Origin of the sequence: Pseudomonas sp. K5002 (assembly GCF_013386655.1) — a bacterium.
GTDB lineage: Bacteria > Pseudomonadota > Gammaproteobacteria > Pseudomonadales > Pseudomonadaceae > Aquipseudomonas.
The window spans coordinates 1-6,543 of the sequence record NZ_JACARK010000607.1 but is presented as its reverse complement, the minus strand read 5'-3'; the positions used below and the strand labels follow the sequence as shown (position 1 = coordinate 6,543).

Here is a 6,543-nt window from a genome sequence, read left to right as displayed (position 1 = left end):
CCTCACGCAAGCGCGCCATCACCAGTTGCATGCACGCCAGGAATGGCCCACCGCACAGCAACACCCCCAGCGCCAGCCCCCAACCGTTGCCCAGCAGGCAGGCAAACACGCCTGCCGCTTGCAGCCAAAGGGTTGTCATCAGCCAGCGACGGGTGGTGTCCGGGTCCTTGCGGCGCAAACTGGCCGCCACCACGCCAATCGCGGCAGCCAGGCCAAAGCAGGGCCAGAACAGGTCTGCTTGCCATGCGCCCTTGAATTGCGCGCTGGCCATCTGTGACAGGAATGTCGCCGGGATGATGTAGCCAAGGCCATACAACACGTAGATCCAGCACAGGTGTGTGATGCTGCCGTTGCTGGCCACGTCGGTGTGGCTGGCAGCGGGCGAGTCGGCAGCAGAAGGCTTGGGCAGGAACGGCAGGATTGCCAGCAGCATGACCAGGGCGACTACCCCATACACCAGCCACAAGGTTGCAGAGTCTTGCCCCAACAGGTTGGAGCCCAGCGCCAGCAACCCGGTCAAGAGAATTCCCAGCCCCGGCCCGGCAAATACCAGCGCACCCAGGCGTGGGCGCCCGGCCGCAATGGCCAGCGGCTGGCTCAGGCTGGTAATCATCACCAGCGCCCAGGCACTGGCTACACCGGTACCAAAGCGCAACAACAGATGCGGCCAGAACCCGTGGGCCCAGTACGACGCCAGGGTCAGCAGCACACACAGCCACAGCCCGCCGTACAAACGCCCGCGTACATGGTGATGGCTGCGGGCAAAGATCGAATCCACCGCACCGACGAAATAACCCAGGTAGTTGGCCGCCGCAATCAGGCCGGCGCCGGTCAGGTCGATCTGCCCTTCACTGAGCAAATGCGGCATTTGCGGGGTGAGCGCGAATCGACCTATGCCCATGGCCATCATCAGGGCGATAAAGCTGGCGAGTAAGCGGATCAGCGGTGACATGGTGGTTTTTCCTGGGAGCAGCGAGTGACCATCAGGCTAAAGCGGATTGACTTTCTTTAAAAATGAATAATAGTGAGTAACTTGTTCAGTTTTGGAGAATGGTGATGGAGTTCAGTCAATTGCGGATTTTCCAGGCCGTGGCCGAGGAAGGCTCCATCACCCGTGCCGCTGAGCGCTTGCACCGGGTGCCGTCCAACCTGTCGACCCGGCTTAAACAGATGGAAGAACAACTGGGCGTTGAACTGTTCGTGCGCGAGCGCCAGCGCTTGCAGCTTTCTCCTGCAGGCAAAGTGCTGCTGGACTACAGTGCGCGCCTGCTGGCCCTGCATGACGAAGCCCATGGCGCGGTGCAGGGCGGGCAACCGGCTGGAGACTTTGTGCTCGGCAGCATGTACAGCACGGCGGCGATTCATTTGCCCAAGCTGCTGGCGCGTTACCACAAGGCGTATCCGATGGTGAACCTGCAGGTGCAGTCAGCTCCCAGCGGTGAACTGCTGGAAGGCTTGATCACCGGGCGCCTGGACGCCGCATTGGTGGATGGGCCGTTGACCCTGGCCACCCTCGACGGCGTGCCGCTGTGCGAAGAGCGCCTGCTGCTGATCTGCGAGGCGGATCATCCGCCGGTGCGTGGGCCGCAGGATGTTGCCGGCCGTTCGGTGTTCACTTTCCGACGCAGTTGTTCTTATCGGGCGCGCCTGGAAGCCTGGTTTTCCCACGATCGCGTGGCCATGGGCCGGGCCATCGAGATCGAGTCCTACCAGGGCATGCTGGCCTGTGTAATCGCCGGTTCCGGCGTGGCGTTGATGTCGGAATCGATGCTCGACAGCCTGCCGGGCAAGGACAGCGTGTCCATTCATCCGCTGGCCGAGCCTTTTGCCAGCGCCACCACCTGGTTGATGTGGCGCAAGGGCATGCTCGGCGCTAACCTCAATGCGTGGATTGACCTGCAGCAGGAGGGCAAGGTGCTACCGGAAACCGAAACCCGAGCGATTGCTTGAACGATCCGTCAGGATTTTGATCAATTCAGTAATAGTTCGTTGTGGTTTCGTTCAAGCAATACGTAAGACTTAAGACTACTATCTGTAGGAAGCGGCCACAGAATTCCAGCCGCTCGGCATTACCCCAAGGGGGCACCATGAAAGAGAAACTGCAAAACTGGCTGCACGACCTCGGCGTCGCACTCGGCTTGATCGAGCCACCGCTGCAACCGGTGCCAATCCGCACCGATGACGAGCAGCGTCGCCCGCGTCGCAGGTAAGTCCTGGAAAGCGCTCAAGCATGTTTGTTTGGGCGCGGCCAGGAGGTTTGCCTATGTATTGGAGTCATGATTGATCATGACCCGTTGCTGTGTACTTCAATTCTTCGTCTGGCTTTGGCCGGACGTTTTCATTTCCGGGGTTTGGTGATTTTCTCAAGACACCTGCTTTCGGAATAATCCTTCAAATATTTAATTTAACAATGCCACGGTAATACCGATTGGTAGTCCGGACGTGTGCGCGTCAGTCGAGTTTTGCCATTAAGTATCGGAATTGGACTACCTGTTTGTCAGAGTCGACCGGCTTATTTGATTATTAGGATAGGCGTAGGTTGAGTTTCATCACGAAAAGATTTGTATCGTTTGCAGTTCTTACAAGCCCCCAACTTCATTGAGTTGCGCTCTCCGGAGTAGGAGCCAGTCAGAACTGTTGGAGACAAAACCATGATGTTCTCTTCCGTTCCGCCAGTCGCCGCGTCACTTATTGCCACCACCGAAAACATCTTGCATATCGCCCCTGCATCGCGTGGCTGGAAAGCTGATGCACCCGGCAACGTGGTGTTTTTCCCGCCGACGTTAACCAAGCAGGCTCTGCTTATACAGATTGCACTGCTGCGCCCATCAACGCTCGTTGTCGCAGACCAGGTTATTGATGCCGACGTCATCAACCAATGGCGTATATCCCACCCATTTGGCGAACTCTATTTGGTCCGCAGAGGTACAAGTCTGGATAAGATCCGATTGGATCTGTGCGAGCGCAACAATGTTCGAGTGATTAACACGCCAGGGGTCAATGCGCCGCATGTTGCTGCCTATATTGCGCACTGGCTGACGCTGGCCGATGGCTCCTTGCCCCATGACATCTGTGTACTGGGATACGGCAATGTAGGGAAAGAGCTTGTTAAGTTGTTGCTTGCTCGAGATCCGGATGTTCGGATTAAGGTGTTGGATCGACGCGATCGAGTGCCGTACAGTTTCGGGAACGCCTCTTCCGATTGCAGGGTTTCATTGGTTGACGACTGGTTTGAGGCGCTCGAGGGGGCCAATGCAGTCGCCCTATGCTTATCCCTGAATGATGAATCCATTTATCGCATTGATCGGACCCTCATTCAGTGCCTGCACAGAAAGGCTCGCCTTGTCTGTGTCGCCAAGCCGGATGTCTTTAGCGACGATGCGTTGCAGACCCTGGCAATCTCCGAAGACATCCAGCTCATATTGGACTACGGCCCCAGGACACTGGATGCGTTTCGGGTGCGCACACAAGCGCTCGGCTGCAGTGTCTCCACGTGGTACAAGCCGGCGACGCTGACCACACAGGCGGCCACCACCGAAGCCTGCCATTGCGACCTCGACTATGCGGTCTCGGTGCAACTGAGCTTGATGGCCTTGCGCGGCCTTGTCCGGCGCAAACTCGCACACTCTTTGGCGATCCCCTCTCGGCAAGCCGATGCCGGTGCGCCGCGTGTGTCGATCATCGGCAGAGGTATCAACGGGCTGCTCCAAGCCGTGATGTTCCGCCTGGCAAATTATCAGGTCACGGTTTACGGAGGAAATCAGCAGCGTGATGGTGCCAGTCACAAGCAGGTGAACATGCGTCATCTGTCGGCAACGGAGACGACTGCAAAACCGCTGCCTAACGATTACCTGACTCCCGCAAATCAGTACCTGGCCATTGAGTGCAATCGCGCAGGCATCGAGCTGTTTGAAAAATTCCTGGCCGACAACCCATCGCTGGCACGATTTGCACGATCGCGAATTGTACGAGCCTATGTGGACGACTCCAGTGGCACGGAGGCCGCGATCCGCGAGCAACGTGATATAGAAAACAGGCCTTGGCCGAGTGGCAAGCCGGGGCGAGAGCTTGCAGAGATCAGTCAGCTGCAATTCCAGGCAATGTATGGAGTTCCCGAGGTCGGGCGGGCGATTGAGGTGTCGGGCTACGATCTGGAATTTATCCATTTAATGGATGAGATGGTGACGCTTTTGCAGCGCTCAGGGGTTGAGTTCCTGCCACGGCACCTGAGTCCGGTCCAAATTGCCGATCTGAGTAGAGAGCACTTTGTCGTCACGGCCATGGGGGTGGACGAGCCAGAGGTCATCCCGATCATTGGCTGGTTTTTCAAGCTGCGCGCCGTTGATGATGAAGGTGTCGACATGCGCGGACTCAAGCTGCAGTACGACCTGCCAATCGGCGTCATGAATTGCCGCCTGGACGGGAACTGCATCCTTGTCTCCGCCGGGCAGGTGCCGCCCGATTCGACGCCGCAGTACAAGGAACAGATACGGGCGGCGTGCCTGGCTGCCGTTTCTCGACACTTTCCAAAGTCCTGCAGCCGCGCAATCGAACGTGGCGACTTGCAACAAATCGAATGTGCCAGGCCCGGCACCGCAGATGGACTTTCAATCGTGCATTGGTCCGCCTACAACCGCATTGTCGCGGGGGCAACTTATGCCGGGGGCACCACGCAGGGATTGGTATGGGCGTCTTTGGTCCAGGAAGTCATCCAGGCCAGAGCGCCGGCGGTTTCGGCAATGTGGGAATAAAAAAACGGGTGCGACATCCGACGTCGCACCCGCTGAAGAAAGCTTCTTTCAACTGTTTTTTCAGATCGCCCGAGCCGCAACAGCCTCCGGACGACGGGACAGCAAGCTCACCAGCACAAAACTCACCAGGCCCACACCCAGGCTGTAGTAGATCGGCGTATTGGCGTCCAAACCATCCTTGATCATGAACACCAGCGCGGTCACAAAACCCAGGGTCATGGAGGTGATCGCCCCGGAAGTTGTCGCACGCTTCCAGAAAATCGCCCCGATCAGCGGGATCAACATGCCGCCCACCAACAGGTTGTATGCCAGGGTCAGTGCGCTGATCACATCACTCACCACCAGCGCGATACCCAACACAGCGATACCGGTCAGCAAGGTAAACAGACGGTTGATCTTCAAGCTTGACTGCTTGCCACCACGCAGGCGCGGCAGCAGGTCTTCGGTCAATACGGTGGAAGCGGCGAGCAAGCCGGCGCTGGCGGTGGACATCATCGCGGCCAGTGCAGCGGCGATCACCAGGCCGCGGATACCGTCGGGCAGCGAGACTTTGACGATGGCGGCGAACGCATTGTTGACGTTGTCCAGGTCCGGGATCAGTACGTGGGCGGCCATGCCGATCAGCGCACAGGCCAGGCCGTAGAGGATGCAGTAGAAACCGGCGAAGGTGCCTGCGTACTGGGCGACCTTTTCGTCACGGGCGGTGAACACCCGTTGCCAGATGTCCTGGCCGATCAGGATGCCGAAGAAGTAGATCATGAAGTAGGTGATGATGGTGTCCCAGCCGATTTCAGTGAAGCTGAAATTCGACGCGGGCAGCTTGGCCACCAATTCATCCCAACCGCCGACGCGGTACAGACAGATTGGCAGCAGGATAAACATCAGGCCGACCGTCTTGATCACGAACTGCACGATGTCGGTCAGGGTCAGCGACCACATTCCGCCAATGGTCGAATAAACCACCACCACGCCACCGCCTACCAATACCGACATCCAGAACGGCAGGTCGAACAACACTTGCAGCACGGTGCCGATGGCCAGGATCGAGGTCACGCCGATCATCAGCGCGTAGGCCAGCATGATCACCGCACTGGCCTGGCGGGCCATGGGGTTGTAGCGTTTCTCCAGGACCTGGGTCACGGTGAAGATTTTCAGTTTCAGCAGCGGCTTGGCCAGGAACAGGTTCAGCGCAATGATCCCCGCGCCCAGCGCGGCGCACAGCCAGAAACCGGAAATACCATGTACATAGCCCAGGCGCACGGTGCCGACGGTGGACGCACCGCCCAGCACCGTGGCAGCCATGGTGCCCATGTACAGCGTCGGGCCGAGGTTGCGGCCGGCCACCAGGTAGTCTTCATGGGTCTTGGCGCGGCGCATGCCGTAGTAGCCGAGCACCAGCATGCCGGCGGCGTAGATGAGGACGACGAATAGATCTAAGGCCATGACGGCGAGTCTCCGATTATCTTTTTTATGTGGGGCTAAAGGGGGCTGTGTGGCGAGGGAGCGTGCTCCCGCTGGGCTGCATTGCAGCCCCAATCCATTCCACGCAATTCATCAGGCAGCCTCGCGACTGCTGCGCAGTCGAACGGGAGCAGGCTCCCTCGCCACAGTCGGTCCGTAGACGGCAGCCGGTTCAGGGAACACGCGAAGCAGTGTCAGGTACACCAGCGAGGCCAGGCCCAGGGTCACCGGCAAGCTGATGTCGATGCCGTCGGCGAGGTTGCCCAGCGGCCCGACAAACTGCCCCGGCAGGTTGACGAAGCACAGGCCCACCAGCGCACTCGGGATCCAG

Annotated in this window: 5 protein-coding genes and 1 pseudogene; 3 read left to right on the top strand and 3 right to left on the bottom strand. The window is 58.8% G+C overall.

Features of this window, described 5'->3' with window-relative positions; genetic code table 11:
• On the bottom strand, nucleotides 1-952 hold a 952-nt coding region (locus HX846_RS24645; RefSeq protein WP_178966270.1), incomplete at its 3' end, for a YbfB/YjiJ family MFS transporter.
• A 104-nt stretch (nucleotides 953-1,056) separates the two neighbouring features.
• On the opposite strand from HX846_RS24645, the gene HX846_RS24640 reads away from it, so the two are divergent.
• The 3 genes from HX846_RS24640 to HX846_RS24635 all read left to right on the top strand — a co-directional run bounded on the left by HX846_RS24640 (nucleotide 1,057) and on the right by HX846_RS24635 (nucleotide 4,751).
• On the top strand, nucleotides 1,057-1,950 hold the full coding sequence (locus HX846_RS24640) for a LysR family transcriptional regulator (protein ID WP_003210727.1): 894 nt from the start codon (nucleotides 1,057-1,059) through the stop codon (nucleotides 1,948-1,950).
• Between the two features lie 137 nt (nucleotides 1,951-2,087).
• Entirely contained in the window at nucleotides 2,088-2,210 is a 123-nt protein-coding gene (locus tag HX846_RS39730; RefSeq protein WP_003210728.1) for a PA1414 family protein, read from the top strand.
• A gap of 441 nt (nucleotides 2,211-2,651) precedes the next feature.
• Nucleotides 2,652-4,751, top strand: a complete 2,100-nt coding sequence (locus HX846_RS24635; protein WP_178966269.1) for an FAD-dependent oxidoreductase — start codon at nucleotides 2,652-2,654, stop codon at nucleotides 4,749-4,751.
• A 60-nt stretch (nucleotides 4,752-4,811) separates the two neighbouring features.
• Here HX846_RS24635 and HX846_RS24630 read toward each other — a convergent pair whose 3' ends face one another.
• Together HX846_RS24630 and HX846_RS24625 are read right to left on the bottom strand one after the other, a co-directional pair.
• Nucleotides 4,812-6,194 (bottom strand): sodium:solute symporter, encoded by a 1,383-nt coding sequence (locus tag HX846_RS24630; RefSeq protein ID WP_003210730.1) that lies wholly within the window; start codon nucleotides 6,192-6,194, stop codon nucleotides 4,812-4,814.
• A 111-nt stretch (nucleotides 6,195-6,305) separates the two neighbouring features.
• Nucleotides 6,306-6,543 (bottom strand): annotated as a pseudogene (locus tag HX846_RS24625) (cytosine permease); the annotation flags it as partial.

What these genes read in the sequence shown, in the direction of transcription:
- HX846_RS24630 (WP_003210730.1), bottom strand. Translation starts at nt 6,194, where the DNA reads ATGGCCTTAGATCTATTCGTCGTCCTCATCTACGCCGCCGGCATGCTG.
- HX846_RS39730 (WP_003210728.1), top strand. Translation starts at nt 2,088, where the DNA reads ATGAAAGAGAAACTGCAAAACTGGCTGCACGACCTCGGCGTCGCACTC.
- HX846_RS24635 (WP_178966269.1), top strand. Translation starts at nt 2,652, where the DNA reads ATGATGTTCTCTTCCGTTCCGCCAGTCGCCGCGTCACTTATTGCCACC.
- HX846_RS24640 (WP_003210727.1), top strand. Translation starts at nt 1,057, where the DNA reads ATGGAGTTCAGTCAATTGCGGATTTTCCAGGCCGTGGCCGAGGAAGGC.